Source organism: Natronomonas salinimetallica, from assembly GCF_013839515.1.
In the GTDB taxonomy this organism is placed as follows: Archaea; Halobacteriota; Halobacteria; order Halobacteriales; family Haloarculaceae; genus Natronomonas.
Window position 1 is genome coordinate 94,851 of record NZ_JACDNQ010000009.1, and the last position, 12,854, is coordinate 107,704.

The window sequence follows — 12,854 nt, forward strand, 5'->3', positions numbered from 1 at the left end:
TTATGTGCTGTACGCCTCCGTTAGGCCGCGTCGAGGCGAGACTGCCGGCTAGGCTTCCGGCGTCGGTGCCGCTTCCGCGCCGGCAGTAAGTTCCGCCTGTTCGATCTTTGCGATCTCTTCGGCGTAGTGGAGGAAGGTGTCGACCGAGGCGACGACGACCCGTGCTTCGACGGTCAGGATCTCGATTCCGACGAGCGAGATGCGAGCGTACGCGTCGACAACGACGCCTTTGTCTAGTACACGGTCTAAAACTTCCGCCAGACTTGATGAGTCGGGTTGAGCCATGATTGCGTTCTACCGTACGTACAGCCGTATCAAATAGGTTGAGACGGTTTTATCAACTGTAATGATCGTTTCAATAGGTATACTGTACCATGCCTATTTATCTCCCGGGTCCGTACCGGCACCCACGGGCGCATGGGCTTTAGGTCTGACAGCCGTGTCGATCCATCCGCGACCGTTCCGATGGCAGTCCATCGTCGTCCACAGTATGACTCTATCCGACTCACTACACACGGCGACGGACCAACGGGGTGATAAACTCTTCCCTCGCGAGATTAGCCGTTTTTTCACCCGGGACCTGGGGCATACACTTTTGATCAACGGCGCACCGGGAACGGGCAAGACACTGTTCACGATCAGCGGCCTCGATTTACTAGAGCGCCACAGCGACGTACTCTATGTGTCGACGCGCGTCGATCAAGATACCGTCCACGATATGTACTTCGAGGAGCACTCCTCGCTCGATAAGACACACATCCTCGATATCTCACGGGAGCCGTTCGAACGCCCGTTGGACGTCGATGTGCCGTTCGAACGGCTTGATCTGGACTCGCTGCTCAAGTGGCTTACCCGCGTCAACGAGGCGAACGCCCGACTCACGGTCGCGTTTGACAGCTGGGACCTTGTGTACGAATACCTCGCCGCCCGTCACGACGATCCGCCGGACATCGAAACCATGACCACACAGTTGGTCGCGCTCGCCAGAGAGGAGGGTATCCGGACGCTGCTCGTCTCCGAGACGGCTGACTCGCCGTCTCTCGGGTACATCGTCGACGGTGTGATCGCGCTGGAGGTCTCGGAGGACGAACGCGGGCGAACGCGGCGTCGGCTCAGACTGGAAAAGCTGCGTGGCGTCCGTATCGGGAACCGATTACAGCCGATCACCCTCGCCGATGGCCGGTTTCAGGCCATTCCTCCGGTCAAACTGCCGACTGTCCATTCGGGCACCGGCGATGGAACCTGGGAACCCAGAACGAACACGAGACGAACGTTTTCGACGGGAATCAGCGATCTCGATCCCATCCTCTCTGATGGATACAACCGTGGAAGCATCGTTCACCTCGATCTGGGGACTGATCTATCCCGCGACGCGTGGAGCGTGTTGACACTTCCGACGATTCGAAACTTTCTGGCGAACGAGATGGGCGTTGCCGTCGTCCCTCCGCGTGAAGGGAGCCCTGGGCTGCTTCACAACGACTTGAACGCCGTGTTGGATCCGCGTGTGTTCGAGACCTACTGCCATGTATTCGGAACGTATGCCGACACGGCGACTGACAGCGAACAGTCCACGACGAACACAAAGAACCTCCATGACGAACGAAAACCGGAAGATACGGCGAACGAGCAGAAATGCACCTCCTATGATTCGTACATCGGCTACGTCGAACAGCTGCGCGAACAAAGCAACGGTCCGGTATTACACGTCCTTAGCATGGATACCGCGCGGCGGACGTTCGATGGCCAGTTGGGTGCCCTTGCCAACTACGTTGCCCTCCACAACGACTTGACAGTTATCATCACCGAGCCGGGAACCGAACTCAGAGAACGGGCCGACCGTGTCGCGGACATGCATTTCCGCCTGGAACGATCCGGGAGCGCAATCGTCCTGTACGGGGAAAATCCGCTGACCCCGCTCCTCGGCATCGGGATCGGTCGGTCGCGGCCTATCCCCAGAATCACACTGACGGAGATGGTCTGACACATGAATGAATCTGAGAACATACACGACCTCTTGGGAATACTCTGCGACGATCTGGACGCTGACGTTAGCCCGTCCTCCGCGGCTATAGACGACGTGCTCTCCGCTCCGAACGCGGCCCCTCAGATGGGGACGGACGAGACGGGGTCTCGGCCCCAGTACACCGAAACCCGGCTCTCCGAGGACGCAGTGAGCACGATGAGCGGGTGGCTTGATAACGGATATTTACAGAGCATCGAAAAGAAACAGGCAATCGCACAACTGGACGAGACCATGCTGTTGTTGATCGCCATTCGAGGTGAGGCCTCCGGAAAAGAACTCCGTCAGGACCTCAACCGACTGTTTGGTGCAGACCTGAGTCCCGGAACGGTGTACCCACACTTAATTGACCTCGCCGACGACGACTTACTCAAAATGACCGAACTGGCGAAGCGAAAGGTGTACCGCATCTCCGAGACGGAGGCGGTACTCGATCGGGTCAGCTCTGACGTAAATAGACTACTGACGTTTTCGATCGTACTGAAGCTACTCATGATCGAATATAAATCAAGAGACACCCAGTCACATGGAGGAGACGAATGAGCAATAAGCTATACACCTACGGCATCGTCGAACAGGAGGGTCTCGAACTGGACGTCGAGGGCGTCGGCGGTGCGGAGAGCATATATACGGTCGATTATCGTGCGCTCTCGGCTGTCGTCTCGGACATCGATACGACGGATCCGGAGCGCACCGACGACGCGGTTGAGGCTCACAACGACGTCCTCCAGCGCGTGCTCGAATATGACGGCGGCCGGACGATCGTGCCGATGAGCTTCGGGATGGCGTTCAAAAACGGACGCACACTGAAGGGCGTCCTGCGGGGAGCACAACGCGCCCTGCGAAGCACCCTGAACGACATCGACAGCACGGTCGAACTGGGCGTTAAAGTAATCGACTCCGGGGAGGACGAAACCGCAGAGGAGATAGCCCAAGCCGGCATGACAGATCGGCTCTCGGAAGCAAGTATCAACGAAACGGAGAACGACCTCTTCAGTGACCGGTTGATCGTCAATAAGTCGTATCTCGTCGACCGCGAGCACCGAGACGAGTTCGACGCCGCCATCGATACGATACGGTCGGCTCACGACGACGTTACTGTCCAATATACTGGACCGTGGCCGCCGTACAATTTCGTCGATATCCATATCGGAACAGACCAGCAACGAGGGGGTCGATGAAACGTGTTCATTCTCGACGACGTGCTCGTGAAGCCGTTTTTTTCTGTGCTGGATATCCTCCACACGATGGCGCTCGGCGAGATGTACGACATGGGGTCCATCCGTGACGACATCAAGGAAAACCAGCTACTGTATGAGATCGGTGAACGGCCAAAAGCGGAGTACGAAGAACGTAAACAGGAACTCGAGGCAGAACTGGAGATGGCCGAACTGATCCAATCACAGATGCGAGACCGGATGGAGGTCAAACGCTAATGGCCCCCCATCGGAACGATCCTGACGACTCATCGGAGGACTCATCCGGGCATCCAACCGGCCTACTCGGTCAGCTACGAGCCATCATTGAGGCGTTCGCCGAAATCGAAACGAACGAGGGGGGTCACAGACGTGAGTCGGGCCGCATTGAGCGCGGAGGGACCAGCATCGAGTACGATTATGATGTCTCAATCGGCTTTGGCCCCGGTACCCAGTCGGACTCCCCGCGCCCCCCGGACGGGACGGCACGTGATCCGGGAGATGACACTCCAGCGCTCCATATCGAGACGCGGGATATCGACGAGACCGAATGTGTCGTAATCGCGGATTTACCGGGGGCGACCGAGGCAGAACTCGACGTTACGTTCGACGCTGAACGAGGGGTCTTAGAACTGTGGATCGGAGCGGAACGCGTCGAGCGCGTCGCGCTCGACACCCGAACTGTGACGATTACGGACGTAACGCTCAACAACCAGATCCTTGAGGTCCGACTGGAGCGAACGTGCGACGCCAACGACAGTGAGTCCAATGACCAATAAACAACAGCGACAACGGAGCAAGAAGGCGCGGCAGGCACAAATAAAAGCACAGACCAATCGGGACAAGGCCCGGAATAAACTCCTCCAACAGCGGAAGGCACTCGCACGACGCCGGGCTGAGAACCGAAAACAGTGTGAAAAACGGCGAGCGGAAGCCGATGACAATAAAAAGAATCCGACGGCACACTCGACACTTCCGCCCCAGACGTCGAACGCCCAAAACGCGGCTCGTAACTCACATTCGGCCGTTCCGGCAGTTCCGAGGTATTCGACGGTGACGGCCCGTGAGCGGCTGTACGGCCTTCGGCTCCACCGCAAGACGAGCGAAAACGACGACGGGCCTGTCTCGGGGGACGAGCCAGCGGACGGTGGGGTGTCGAGCGGTGAGTGACCCCAAGCCGACGCGCTCGCAGGGTGATCTCGCGGAGATGTTGGAGATGCTGTTGGACAAGGGGGTAGTCGTCAATGCTGACGTCGCGGTCAGTGTCGGCGACACTGAACTGCTGGGAATCGAGATCCGCGCAGCCATCGCGTCGTTCGAAACCGCTGCGAAGTACGGACTCGAGTTTCCGGCGGGAACGGACATGGAACGTGTCGAGACAGCGGCCGACGTCTCCTCCCCGGATGTATCGGAGGGGGCCGGTGTATCGGAGGGGGCCGGTGTATCGGAGGGGGCCGGTGTATCGGAGGGGGCCGGTGTATCCGAAGGTCTGAGCACGCGATCTGATGCCAAAACTACGGCTGAAACCCCTCCGGAACAGAAAAAAAGAGGGGTTGAAACACCTCCCGAGTCTACATCCGATACGTCTACGGATGGGAGTGAGTAGCCGTGGAACTCACGCTTGACGAGGAGAGTGAAGATCTGCAGGGTGGACTCACCGCGCTCGTCGTGACTGTCGTTGAGTTACTGGTCGAAGCGCTCGAACAGGAGGCCGTCCGACGGATGGAGTCCGGATCACTCTCGGAGGACGAAATCGAACGCCTTGGACGGCAGCTGCAGGCCCTAGAGGAGGAAATCGAGCGGCTGAAACGCCGAGAAGCGATCGATGAGGACGTCACCGAATTTAAAAACGACCTCGATGGTCTCGTACGCGACGCCATTGAACAGCTCTCTGGACGCGAATCCTCCGGTTCAGCCGATCCACCGTTTAATTTCGGTGACGTCACCGATGAGTAAACACTCGACGGACGCCGCTGCACGGTCCGAGAAGCCGAACGACGGGCAAGAGGTCACGGACGGGCGGTATCTGTACTGTCTGGTCGATCCCACGGCTGCCGAGGGGGCCGAGATCACTGCTCGTGGCGTCGAGGACGCCCCAGTCTACGTCGTCCGAGAGCGCGGCGTCGCCGCCATCGTCCACGACTGTGAGCGGACGTACGGTACAGAACCTCCGGATACGGACCTACTGACACAGCGGGTACTCAGACACCAGCAAGTCGTCGACGCGGCGAGTGAGGTGTTCGGAACGCCGCTTCCGATGCGGTTCAACACGGTCTTCGAGGGTGGGAATGCGGGCGTCACCGGATGGATACGCGACCAGTACGACCGGATACGCGGCGGACTGTGCTCGTTCGCGGGCACGCGGGAGTATCGCATCAGCCTGCTTTGGGATCCAACGTCGTTCGAAGACGGTGCCGAAGATCGGGACGGGAAGCTACGGAAGATACAACAACGCCAACGGCAAGCAGGCACCGGCAAAGCCTTTCTGCTCGAAAAGCAGTACGACAAACGGCTCCGCGAACTGAAGAGTGAACGCCGTACGGAACTTACGGCAGCGCTGAAACGGACGGTCGAGCCGACCGCACGCGAACTACAGGAACAGGAATCAAACGTCTCGCCGTCGGAGACCCCCGATCCGGCGGACAGAGAACAGATAGCGCGCGTAGCGGTTCTCGCCGACGAGACAGACGAAGCAGAACTCGGTAGCCGGCTGGACAGGTTGGTCGAACGTGACGGCGTGAGCGTTAGATTCACCGGCCCGTGGCCGCCGTACACGTTCGCGCCCGACCTCGGGTGAGTGATCGTATTATGAAACCAACGAAGGACGATACGCACGCCATCGTAGAGCTGCTTGACGTACTGCTACGCGAAGGGGCGGTGATCCAAGCGGACGTGGTCGTAACCGTGGCCGATATCCCTCTCATCGGAATCAGCCTCCGGGCCACTATCGCCGGAATGACGACGATGACGGAGTACGGGATGTTCGAACAGTGGGATACAACCCACAGACGGCGTACAAGCGCTGACGAACGGACAAAGCCACCATCCGAGCGGCGGTAATCGACACATCCGACCACTCCATGCCCCGCACCCGACCCGACACGTGAGCTCCCATGCCCCGCACCCGACCCGACACGTGAGTTCCCATGCCCCGCACCCGAGACATCCTCATCATACGTTTGCGTGCATACCATACACGCGACTCTCCGCCGAGGGGGCGTCCGACGGTCGCCCCCGAGGCGGTTCCCGGCGACGAGCGAACGGAGTGAACGAGTCGCCGTAGCGCGCGCGGACTGACGCGACCCGGAGGGTCGCGGAGGGAGCACGCGCGCATATTTTCCCCACGTTTTTGCCGAGAACCGGTGTCGCGCGCCGTTCGGCGCGCGACCCGTGTTCTCGTGCAAAAAGTGGAAGTTGGAACGGAAATCTTCAAAAGGCGTCCGGGTGCACAAGCAGGTAATGGCTGTAGTACCGCTTGAGACGCTGGCATTTCTCCTGTTCGCCCTGCTCACCGTCGGGGCGAGCGTCGGGGTCGTACTGGCCCGTGACGTGTGGCACTCGGCGCTGCTTTTGGGCGTCGCGTTGCTGTCCGTTGCGGTCCACTACGTGATGTTACGGGCCGAGTTCCTCGCGGTGATACAGGTACTCGTATACGTTGGCGGCGTACTGGTCCTCATTACGTTCGCCGTTATGCTCGTTCGACGTGATTCCGAGATCGACATGGAGGTGACCGGATGACGACTCGCCCGCGGCTCTACCGGGGGGAGATGGTCATCGGTGTCCTCGCCGTCGGACTGTTTGCGTTCCTGTCGGCCGTGTTTTTGAGCGCCGGATTCGGAACGGCTGGGCCGTTCCCCGACGGCTCCGTCACCGCTTCGATCGGCTATGCGCTGTTCAACCTACCGGGCGGTGACATCGGCGGGGAGGGCTTCCTCGTCGCGTTCATCACGATCGCGGTCGTGCTCGATGCCGCCCTCGACGGCGCGATATTGCTGGCGAAAAAGGACACGGAGGACGAGCCCTGATGGTGCTCGAAACCGTCCCCGTCGAGTATTATATGGTCCTCTCGGCCGCGGTATTCTGTGCCGGCCTCTTCGGCGTGCTCACCCGCCGGAACGCGCTGTTGTTCTTGATGAGCGTCGAGTTGTTGCTCAACGCCGCGAACATCAACCTCGTCGTCTTCGCGTTCTATTGGGGCGAGATCACCGGCCAGGTGTTCGCGCTCTTCGTCATCGCGATCGCGGCCGCGGAGGTCGCGATCGGGATCGGGATCATCCTCGTACTACAGCGGAACTTCGGCGACGTCGACGTGACAGACGCGACGACCCTGAGGTGGTAAGATGTCGGTTATATACGAACTCACTCCGGCGATCGTCCTGCTCCCGCTCGCATCCTTCGCGCTCGCGCTCTTTTTCGGCGCGTGGCTTCCGAGGCGGGGGGCCGTCGTCGGGAGCCTCGCGACCGCGGGCACGCTCGGACTCTCTCTTGCCACCCTCGCGTGGCTCCTCCTGACCGGTGAACCGCACAACCAGACGTGGTACACGCTCGTCGATGCCGACGCGACGTTTGATCTGACGTTCGGAATCCTGATCGATCAGCTTTCGGCGGCGATGCTCGTGATCGTCTCGCTCATCGCCTTTCTCGTCCACGTCTTCTCTCTGGGCTACATGAACGACGAGGGCGAACCGGGGCTGCCGCGGTACTACGCCGGGTTGGGGCTGTTCACCGCGAGCATGCTCGCGTTCGTCATCGCGGACAACCTGCTCATGGCGTTCATTTTCTTCGAACTCGTGGGCCTCTGTTCGTATCTGCTCATCGGCCACTGGTTCACGGAGGACGCCCCCCCGTCGGCGGCGAAGAAGGCGTTCCTCGTCACCCGATTCGGCGATTATTTCTTCCTCGTCGGCGTCGTCGGCGTTCTGGTCACGTTCGGGACCGCGGGCTTCGCCGGTAGCGAGGGCTTTCCCGTGTTGGCCGAGGAGGCGATCGCGGCCGGCGAGACGTTCTTCGGGTTCGGAGCCGAGACGTGGTTCTCCGTGCTCGGGCTGCTCGTGTTGGGCGGCGCGCTCGGTAAATCCGCACAGTTCCCGTTCCACACGTGGTTGCCCGATGCGATGGAGGGCCCGACGCCCGTCTCCGCGTTGATCCACGCCGCGACGATGGTCGCCGCCGGCGTATACCTCGTCGCTCGGATGTATGGCTTCTATGCGCTGTTGCCGACGGTGCTCGCGATCATCGCCTTCGTCGGCGGCTTTACCGCCCTCTTCGCCGCGACGATGGCCGTGGTCAAAGACGAAATCAAGCAGGTGCTCGCGTACTCGACGATCAGCCAGTACGGCTACATGATGCTCGCGTTGGGCGCCGGCAGCTACGTCGCCGCGTTCTTCCATCTGACGACTCATGCGGTGTTCAAAGCGCTGTTGTTCCTCGGTGCGGGATCGGTTATCATCGCGATGCACCACGACGAGGACATGTGGAAGATGGGCGGGCTGAAAGACGAGATGCCGGTCACGTACGTTACGTTCCTCTTCGGATCGCTCGCGCTCGCCGGCATCTTCCCCTTCTCCGGCTTCTGGTCGAAAGACGAGGTGCTCTTCGAGACGCTCATCCACGCACTCGGGGGGAGCCCACTGCTTTTCGGCGCGTACGCGATGGCGCTTGCCGCGGTGTTTCTGACCGGCTTCTATACGATCCGGATGGTGCTTCTCACGTTCCACGGCGAGCCCCGAAGCGATACCGCCGAGGACCCCCACGGTGTCCGCTGGAACGTCAAATTCCCGCTGTCGGTCCTCGGTGTACTGGCGGTCATCGCGGGGGGGATCAACCTCGTTCCGGTCGAGAAGCTCTCGGGCGGCAGCCTCCACGTCGCGTTCCTCGAGGGCTATCTCGAACGCGACGTCGGCCTCCTGACCCACGGAGAACACTACAGCGAACTGTTACACGACCACGCGGGATACACGTCGGCCTACGTCGGTAGCGAGGTGACGACGCTGCTTTTGGGTGCCGGTCTCAGCCTCGGACTGGCGCTCCTCGGTGCCGGCTCCGCGTACGGCCTCTATCGCGGCGCGGTACCGACACGACACACGGAGAAACTCGGCGGTCTACGGACGCTTCTCATGCACAACTACTACCAGGACGAATATCAGGTGTGGCTCGCCGAAGGCTTCACGGTCCGGCTGTCCTCGGCTGCCGACACGTTCGATCAGGGCGTCATCGACGGCGCGGTCAACGCGACCTCGAGCGTGAGTCTCTCGGCCGGGAGCCGTCTGCGGCGGATCCAGACGGGTATCGTGACGAACTACGCGGCGCTCATCCTCTTGAGCCTGCTCGCGTTGCTCGTGGTCTTTGCGATCCTCGGGGGGTGGCTCTGATGTTCGTCGAGGCACTCATCCTGTCGTGTCTGATCGGTGCCGCCGTCGTCTTCGTCGCCCCGAGCGGCTACGCCGGGCGAGTCGCCTTCGGCGTCTCGCTCGCACCGCTTCTCGTATCGCTGTATATGTATCTCGGGTTCGACGGAAGCGGCAACGCTTTCTTGGGCGGTGACGTCGCCTACGAGGCGTTCGCCGAGTGGCTGCAGTTCGGCCCCTACGCCGTCAACTACCACGTCGGTCTCGATGGGATCTCCATGCCGCTTATCGTCCTCTCGACGGTACTGACGACGCTCGCCATCCTGAGCGCGTGGACGCCGATCGACAGCCGCCAGAGCGAATTCTACGGCCTCGTCCTCTTTTTGGAAGGCAGCCTCATCGGCGTCTTCTCGGCGCTGGATTTCGTCCTCTGGTTCGTCTTCTGGGAAGCCGTGTTGATCCCGATGTATCTGCTCATCGGCGTCTGGGGCGGTCCCCGTCGGAAGTACGCCGCGATCAAGTTCTTCGTCTACACGAACGTCGCCTCGCTCGTGATGTTCATCGGCTACTTCGGACTGATCTTCGGCCTCGGCGACGCGATCTCCTCGACGAGCATGCCCGCCATCGCCGAGGCGCTCCGGGCGGGCCAACTCGGTTATCTCGGCACGTCGACGATCGGCATCGGCCCCGACGCGCTCGCGATGGCCGCCTTCCTCGCGATGTTCGCCGGCTTCGCGGTGAAGGTCCCGATCGTTCCGTTCCACACCTGGCTGCCGGACGCCCACGTCGAGGCCCCGACGCCGGTCTCGGTGCTTCTGGCCGGCGTCCTCCTGAAGATGGGTACCTACGCCCTCCTTCGGTTCAACTTCACGATACTGCCCCAACAGGCCGCGATGCTGGCCGCGCCGATCGCCGCCATCGCCGTCATCTCGATCATCTACGGCGCGTTGCTCGCGTTGGCCCAACAGGACCTCAAACGCGTCGTCGCGTACTCGTCCGTCTCCTCTATGGGCTACGTCATCCTGGGGCTCGTCGCGTACACCGTCTACGGCGTCGGCGGCGCGACGTTCCAGATGGTCGCCCACGGGCTCATCTCCGGACTCCTGTTCATGACGGTCGGCGTCTTCTATAACGCGACACACACCCGGATGATCGGCGACATGTCGGGGCTCGCGAGCAAAATGCCGGTGACTGCCACCGTGTTTCTCACCGGCGCGTTCGCCTACATGGGACTACCGCTCATGGCCGGCTTCATGGCTGAACTGTTCGTCTTCATCGGTACGTTCGAGTCGACGGTGCTGCCGGCCGCGCCGCTTTTCGCTGCCGCCGCGATGTTCGGTATCGTGATCGTCGCCGGGTATCTCCTGTGGGCGATGCAGCGGTCGCTGTTCGGCCCCTTCCGACTCGAAACCGACTACGAACTCGGACGGGCACCGCTACACGACGTCGCGCCGCTCGTGGTGCTCGTGGTGCTCATCATCGCGCTCGGCGTCGCCCCGGACCTGTTCTTCGAGATGATCCGGGACGCGACGCTTGACGTCATCGACGTCGGCTTCGGGGGTGGGCTCCGATGATCGCCGGTGGCCTCGCGCTCGCGCCGGCCGGGGCGTTCGTCCTCGCCGCGCTCGCTCTCTTCGTGATCGATGCGTTCAGTCCGGGGAAGACGAGCGGGGGCGTACTCGCCGGCGTCTCGGCGTTCGGGGCGGTCGGCGCGCTTGCGGCCTCCGGCGTGTTCTTGCTTTCCGGGGCCGCTTCGGGCGGTATCGAGCTGTTCGGCGGCCAGCTCGTCGTCGATGGGATGAGCCTGCTTTTCACGTTCATCTTCGGCAGCGTGACGGCGCTCGTCGCGGTCGCTTCCTTCGATTACGTCCGTGAGATGCCCCACAGAGCCGAGTACTACATGCTCATCCTGCTCGCGGCGACCGGGATGTCGCTTATGGCGTCGGCGAACAGTCTCGCCGTCGCGTTCGTCTCGCTCGAACTCGCGAGTCTGCCCTCCTACGCGCTCGTCGCGTACCTGAAGGGGAACCGCGGCTCCGTCGAGGGAGGGCTCAAATACTTCCTGATCGGGGCGCTCTCCTCGGCGATCCTCGTCTACGGGATCTCGCTCGTCTACGCTTCGACCGGGAGCCTCCTGCTCTCGGACGTCGCCGACGCGGCCGGCGAGGCGGCTGCCACCTACCCCGGCGTGTTCGGAACCGGTGTGCTCATGATAATCGGCGGTCTCGCGTTCAAAACGGCGTCCGTCCCGTTTCACTTCTGGGCCCCCGACGCCTACGAAGGCGCGCCCGCGCCGGTCTCGGCGTTCCTCTCGTCGGCTTCGAAGGCGGCCGGATTCGTCCTCGCGTTCCGCATCCTGTTGGTCGGGTTCCCGATCCAGTCGGTCGTCGGAGCGATCGATTGGGTGCTCGTCTTCCAGATCCTCGCGGTGTTGACGATGACCATCGGGAACTTCGCGGCGGCGACCCAAGAGCGCGTCAAGCGGATGCTCGCGTACTCCTCGATCGGACACGCGGGATACGTACTGATCGGGCTGGCCGCGCTGACCGGCGTCGGCGGGGCGAGCGCGGGTGCGACCGTTCTCGGGGCGAGCATGCTTCACCTGCTCGTATACGGGTTCATGAACACCGGTGCGTTCCTCTTCGTCGCGCTCGTCGAACACTGGGAGATCGGCCGTACCTTCGAGGACTACAACGGCCTCGCCCGCCAGGCACCGCTGGCCTGCGTTGCGATGACCGTCTTTATGTTCTCGCTTGCCGGCCTACCGGTCGGCGGCGGGTTCGTCTCGAAGTATTATCTCTTTGCGGGTGCCGTCGGTGCGGGCGTCTGGTGGCTCGCGCTGGTCGGTGCGATCAACAGCGCGTTGAGCCTGTATTATTACAGCCGCGTGGTCAAAGCGATGTGGATCGAAGAGCCGATCGAGGGCCGAACCATCGCGCACTACCCGACTGCGCTGTACGCCGCCGTGCTCACCGCGGCGGTCGTGACCGTGTTCTTGTTGCCCGGACTCGTCGTCTTCGACGGCGCGGCGTTCGACGCGGCGGCGGCGCTCCTTTGATGTGGCCGGCGATCCGTCCGTGACGCGGCCGCGACACCGGGGCGCGAATCGCGCGACATCGGGATCGCCGGTGGTAATGCGTTTACGGAAAGTCAAGGAGAAAGCCTCGCCGTTCACGGCGGGGATGAATCCGACAGCACGGCCACAACCGCCGGAATTAAGCCTCTCGACAGCGTATTTGTGGGTAAGCACAACGGGCAAAAACTGGCGGTTGGATTGGGGTCCGCCTGGAC

At 61.8% G+C, this 12,854-nt stretch carries 17 protein-coding genes; 16 read left to right on the top strand and 1 reads right to left on the bottom strand.

What is annotated here, in order from left to right; all coding sequences use genetic code 11:
• Positions 1-48: 48 nt before the first annotated feature.
• Positions 49-285 (bottom strand): gas vesicle protein GvpA, encoded by a 237-nt coding sequence (gvpA, locus tag HZR14_RS09235; protein WP_181692579.1) that lies wholly within the window; start codon positions 283-285, stop codon positions 49-51.
• Positions 286-490: 205 nt separating this feature from the next.
• On the opposite strand from gvpA, the gene HZR14_RS09240 reads away from it, so the two are divergent.
• From HZR14_RS09240 to HZR14_RS09315, 16 genes are all read left to right on the top strand, one after another.
• Positions 491-1,981 carry a gas vesicle protein GvpD basic region 2 domain-containing protein gene (locus HZR14_RS09240; RefSeq protein ID WP_181692580.1) on the top strand — a complete coding sequence of 497 codons (1,491 nt, stop codon included), beginning with the start codon at positions 491-493 and terminating at the stop codon, positions 1,979-1,981.
• 3 nt (positions 1,982-1,984) lie between these two features.
• On the top strand, positions 1,985-2,563 hold the full coding sequence (locus HZR14_RS09245) for a helix-turn-helix transcriptional regulator (protein ID WP_220132509.1): 579 nt from the start codon (positions 1,985-1,987) through the stop codon (positions 2,561-2,563).
• Entirely contained in the window at positions 2,560-3,201 is a 642-nt protein-coding gene (gene gvpF / locus HZR14_RS09250; RefSeq protein ID WP_181692581.1) for a gas vesicle protein GvpF, read from the top strand. Before HZR14_RS09245 ends, gvpF begins: the two co-directional genes overlap by 4 nt.
• A gap of 3 nt (positions 3,202-3,204) precedes the next feature.
• Positions 3,205-3,456, top strand: a complete 252-nt coding sequence (gene gvpG / locus HZR14_RS09255; protein ID WP_181692582.1) for a gas vesicle protein GvpG — start codon at positions 3,205-3,207, stop codon at positions 3,454-3,456.
• Positions 3,456-3,995 carry a gas vesicle protein GvpH gene (gene gvpH / locus HZR14_RS09260; RefSeq protein WP_181692583.1) on the top strand — a complete coding sequence of 180 codons (540 nt, stop codon included), beginning with the start codon at positions 3,456-3,458 and terminating at the stop codon, positions 3,993-3,995. The genes gvpG and gvpH overlap by 1 nt, the downstream gene beginning before the upstream one ends.
• Entirely contained in the window at positions 3,985-4,386 is a 402-nt protein-coding gene (locus HZR14_RS14595) for a protein gvpI (protein ID WP_181692584.1), read from the top strand. The genes gvpH and HZR14_RS14595 overlap by 11 nt, the downstream gene beginning before the upstream one ends.
• On the top strand, positions 4,379-4,822 hold the full coding sequence (gene gvpJ / locus HZR14_RS14600) for a gas vesicle protein GvpJ (RefSeq protein WP_181692585.1): 444 nt from the start codon (positions 4,379-4,381) through the stop codon (positions 4,820-4,822). The genes HZR14_RS14595 and gvpJ overlap by 8 nt, the downstream gene beginning before the upstream one ends.
• A gap of 2 nt (positions 4,823-4,824) precedes the next feature.
• Entirely contained in the window at positions 4,825-5,172 is a 348-nt protein-coding gene (locus tag HZR14_RS09275; protein WP_181692586.1) for a gas vesicle protein K, read from the top strand.
• Complete coding sequence (gene gvpL / locus HZR14_RS09280) at positions 5,165-6,013, top strand: gas vesicle protein GvpL (protein WP_181692587.1); 849 nt, start codon at positions 5,165-5,167, stop codon at positions 6,011-6,013. Before HZR14_RS09275 ends, gvpL begins: the two co-directional genes overlap by 8 nt.
• An 11-nt stretch (positions 6,014-6,024) precedes the next feature.
• A complete protein-coding gene (gene gvpM, locus HZR14_RS09285; protein WP_181692588.1) occupies positions 6,025-6,276 on the top strand; it encodes a gas vesicle protein GvpM in 252 nt (83 codons plus the stop codon).
• A gap of 399 nt (positions 6,277-6,675) precedes the next feature.
• Positions 6,676-6,954, top strand: a complete 279-nt coding sequence (locus HZR14_RS09290; RefSeq protein WP_181692589.1) for an NADH-quinone oxidoreductase subunit J — start codon at positions 6,676-6,678, stop codon at positions 6,952-6,954.
• Complete coding sequence (locus tag HZR14_RS09295) at positions 6,951-7,241, top strand: proton-conducting membrane transporter (RefSeq protein ID WP_181692590.1); 291 nt, start codon at positions 6,951-6,953, stop codon at positions 7,239-7,241. Before HZR14_RS09290 ends, HZR14_RS09295 begins: the two co-directional genes overlap by 4 nt.
• Entirely contained in the window at positions 7,241-7,555 is a 315-nt protein-coding gene (nuoK, locus tag HZR14_RS09300; protein ID WP_181692591.1) for an NADH-quinone oxidoreductase subunit NuoK, read from the top strand. The genes HZR14_RS09295 and nuoK overlap by 1 nt, the downstream gene beginning before the upstream one ends.
• A 1-nt stretch (position 7,556) precedes the next feature.
• Positions 7,557-9,587 carry an NADH-quinone oxidoreductase subunit L gene (gene nuoL / locus HZR14_RS09305; protein ID WP_181692592.1) on the top strand — a complete coding sequence of 677 codons (2,031 nt, stop codon included), beginning with the start codon at positions 7,557-7,559 and terminating at the stop codon, positions 9,585-9,587.
• Positions 9,587-11,137: a complex I subunit 4 family protein gene (locus HZR14_RS09310; protein ID WP_181692593.1), complete on the top strand. Its 1,551-nt coding sequence runs from the start codon at positions 9,587-9,589 to the stop codon at positions 11,135-11,137. Before nuoL ends, HZR14_RS09310 begins: the two co-directional genes overlap by 1 nt.
• On the top strand, positions 11,134-12,621 hold the full coding sequence (locus tag HZR14_RS09315) for an NADH-quinone oxidoreductase subunit N (RefSeq protein ID WP_181692594.1): 1,488 nt from the start codon (positions 11,134-11,136) through the stop codon (positions 12,619-12,621). Before HZR14_RS09310 ends, HZR14_RS09315 begins: the two co-directional genes overlap by 4 nt.
• Positions 12,622-12,854 lie beyond the last annotated feature (233 nt).

What these genes read in the sequence shown, in the direction of transcription:
- HZR14_RS09295 (WP_181692590.1), top strand. Translation starts at nt 6,951, where the DNA reads ATGACGACTCGCCCGCGGCTCTACCGGGGGGAGATGGTCATCGGTGTC.
- HZR14_RS09240 (WP_181692580.1), top strand. Translation starts at nt 491, where the DNA reads ATGACTCTATCCGACTCACTACACACGGCGACGGACCAACGGGGTGAT.
- HZR14_RS14595 (WP_181692584.1), top strand. Translation starts at nt 3,985, where the DNA reads ATGACCAATAAACAACAGCGACAACGGAGCAAGAAGGCGCGGCAGGCA.
- gvpA (WP_181692579.1), bottom strand. Translation starts at nt 285, where the DNA reads ATGGCTCAACCCGACTCATCAAGTCTGGCGGAAGTTTTAGACCGTGTA.
- gvpL (WP_181692587.1), top strand. Translation starts at nt 5,165, where the DNA reads ATGAGTAAACACTCGACGGACGCCGCTGCACGGTCCGAGAAGCCGAAC.
- gvpH (WP_181692583.1), top strand. Translation starts at nt 3,456, where the DNA reads ATGGCCCCCCATCGGAACGATCCTGACGACTCATCGGAGGACTCATCC.
- nuoK (WP_181692591.1), top strand. Translation starts at nt 7,241, where the DNA reads ATGGTGCTCGAAACCGTCCCCGTCGAGTATTATATGGTCCTCTCGGCC.
- HZR14_RS09310 (WP_181692593.1), top strand. Translation starts at nt 9,587, where the DNA reads ATGTTCGTCGAGGCACTCATCCTGTCGTGTCTGATCGGTGCCGCCGTC.
- HZR14_RS09245 (WP_220132509.1), top strand. Translation starts at nt 1,985, where the DNA reads ATGAATGAATCTGAGAACATACACGACCTCTTGGGAATACTCTGCGAC.
- gvpM (WP_181692588.1), top strand. Translation starts at nt 6,025, where the DNA reads ATGAAACCAACGAAGGACGATACGCACGCCATCGTAGAGCTGCTTGAC.
- HZR14_RS09290 (WP_181692589.1), top strand. Translation starts at nt 6,676, where the DNA reads ATGGCTGTAGTACCGCTTGAGACGCTGGCATTTCTCCTGTTCGCCCTG.
- HZR14_RS09315 (WP_181692594.1), top strand. Translation starts at nt 11,134, where the DNA reads ATGATCGCCGGTGGCCTCGCGCTCGCGCCGGCCGGGGCGTTCGTCCTC.
- nuoL (WP_181692592.1), top strand. Translation starts at nt 7,557, where the DNA reads ATGTCGGTTATATACGAACTCACTCCGGCGATCGTCCTGCTCCCGCTC.
- gvpF (WP_181692581.1), top strand. Translation starts at nt 2,560, where the DNA reads ATGAGCAATAAGCTATACACCTACGGCATCGTCGAACAGGAGGGTCTC.